At 63.6% G+C, this 2,156-nt stretch carries 2 protein-coding genes; both read right to left on the bottom strand.

Going from position 1 to position 2,156, the window contains the following annotated elements:
- Positions 1–1,247 (bottom strand): glycine--tRNA ligase subunit beta (glyS, locus tag PF446_RS11945; RefSeq protein WP_298071874.1); only part of this gene is annotated, 1,247 nt, incomplete at its 3' end.
- Positions 1,240–2,151: a glycine--tRNA ligase subunit alpha gene (gene glyQ / locus PF446_RS11940; RefSeq protein WP_298071876.1), complete on the bottom strand. Its 912-nt coding sequence runs from the start codon at positions 2,149–2,151 to the stop codon at positions 1,240–1,242. The genes glyQ and glyS, both read right to left, overlap by 8 nt.
- Between the last annotated feature and the right edge of the window lie 5 nt (positions 2,152–2,156).

Below are 2,156 nucleotides of genomic sequence, written 5' to 3'. Positions count from 1 at the left end.
CGCCCCATCACGCCTTGCAGTTCGGGGAATTCACCCACCATGCGACTCATCAGGTCGCACTTGCACAGCGCCGCGGCTCGAGTCGCCATGCCGGCATCCACGCCGACACGATTGGCGGTCACACGCGCCAGTTCCGCCACCCGCACGCACTTGTCCCACACGCTACCCAGCGACTGCTGGTAGGTCACCTGTTTGAGCGCCTCCTGATACGACTCCAGTGGAGTTTTCAGGTCCTCCTGGTAGAAGAAGCGTGCATCCGCGAAGCGTGGACGGATCACGCGCTCGTAGCCAAGACGGATCGTCTGGGGTTCGGTCGAGTCGATGTTGGCCACACCGACGAAGTGTTCCACCAGCATGCCCTCGGCGTCGTAGACCGGCACGAATTTCTGGTTGCTTTCCATGGTGGTCACGAGCGCCTCGGGCGGAACGTCCAGGAACTCGCGTTCAAAGGCGCAGGCAATTGCCACCGGCCATTCGGTCAGGTTGGCAATCTCGTCCAGCAGAACATCGGACAGTCGCGGTGCCGCGTCCATCCCGCTGGCGGCCTGAGCGACATCTTCGCGAATGCGGGCTCGTCGTTCGGCCGGATCGGCCAGCACCTTTGCATCACGCAGTGCTCCCAGCCATTGATCGGCATCGTCCACCTTGATCGGCTGCGGGTGATGGAAGCGGTGACCATGCGTGATGCGCCCGCTGCGCAACCCCATGATCTCCAAATCGACCACCTGGTCACCATGCAGGGCCAGCAGCCAGTGCGTCGGGCGCACGAAGGTGAACGTGTTCGCGCCCCAGCGCATGGGCCGCGGGATCGGAAGTTTTTTCAGCGTCTCGGCAACAATCTCCGGCAGCATGTCGGCGGTGGACCGGCCCTGCTGGACGCTACGATAAACAAACCATGCGCCCTTGTCGGTCTCCACACGCTCGAGCTTCTCCACGTCCACCCCGCAGGAACCGGCAAAGCCCTGCAAGGCCCGGGTGGGTTGACCCTCGGCATCAAGCCCTGCCTGCACCGCGGGGCCACGGCGCTCGATGGCCTGGTCCGGCTGCAGCGCGGCCACGGCGGGCACGTGCACAGCCAGTCGTCGCGGTGAGCAATAGGTGTGGGCATGGGCATGGTCTGCAGCGATACCGTGTTGCTCCAGTCCAGTGCAGATGCCTTCGGCGAAAGCGCGGGCAAGGTCGTCCAGTGCCTTGGGCGGCAGCTCCTCGGTACCCAGCTCGATCAACAGGGATCGCCTGTCAGACATGCGTCATCTCCTGATCCGTGCGCAGCCCCGGGAAGCCCAGCTTTTCACGCTGCTGCACATACGCCTCGGCCACGGCGCGTGAAAGCGTGCGCACGCGCAGGATGTAGCGCTGGCGTTCGGTCACGCTGATTGCGCGGCGTGCATCAAGCAGGTTGAAAGTATGGCTGGCTTTCATCACCTGCTCGTAGGCCGGCAGCGGCAAACCGGCCGCGACCAGTTTCGTGGCCTCCGACTCGCACACATCAAACCAGCGCAGCAGTGCCTCGACATTGGCATGCTCGAAGTTGTAGCTGGACTGTTCGACTTCATTCTGATGGAACACATCGCCATAGGTGACCACGCCGTGGGGCGCCACGGTCCAGATCAGGTCGTAGACGTTGTCCACGTTCTGCAGGTACATCGCCAGACGCTCCAGGCCATAGGTGATCTCGCCGGTCACCGGCCGACACTCCAGACCGCCGGCCTGCTGGAAATAGGTGAACTGCGTTACTTCCATGCCATCGAGCCAGACCTCCCAGCCCTGCCCCCAGGCCCCCAGTGTGGGGGACTCCCAGTTGTCTTCGACCAGGCGCAAGTCGTGCACCAGTGGGTCGATGCCCAACGTCTTCAGCGAGCCGAAGTAGCGCTCGACAATATCGTCGGGATTGGGCTTCATCACCACCTGGTACTGGTAGTAGTGCTGCAGCCGGTTGGGGTTTTCGCCATAACGCCCATCGGTCGGACGCCGCGAGGGCTGGACGTAGGCCGCAGCCCAGGGCTCTGGACCCAGGGATCGCAGGAAGGTGGCCGGATGGAACGTGCCGGCCCCCACTTCGGTATCAAGCGGCTGCAGCAGCACGCAACCGGATTCGGCCCAGTACTGGTTCAGCGTCTGGATGATCTGCTGGAAGGTCGGAGCGGACATGGGGC

The organism is Oleiagrimonas sp., from assembly GCF_027858935.1.
Lineage (GTDB): Bacteria > Pseudomonadota > Gammaproteobacteria > Xanthomonadales > Rhodanobacteraceae > Oleiagrimonas.
Note: the sequence above shows the minus strand (reverse complement) of the source record. Positions and strands in the feature narration are given on the sequence as shown.

Excerpts from the sequence above, each read along its gene's own strand:
- glyQ (WP_298071876.1), bottom strand. The coding sequence starts at position 2,151 with ATGTCCGCTCCGACCTTCCAGCAGATCATCCAGACGCTGAACCAGTAC.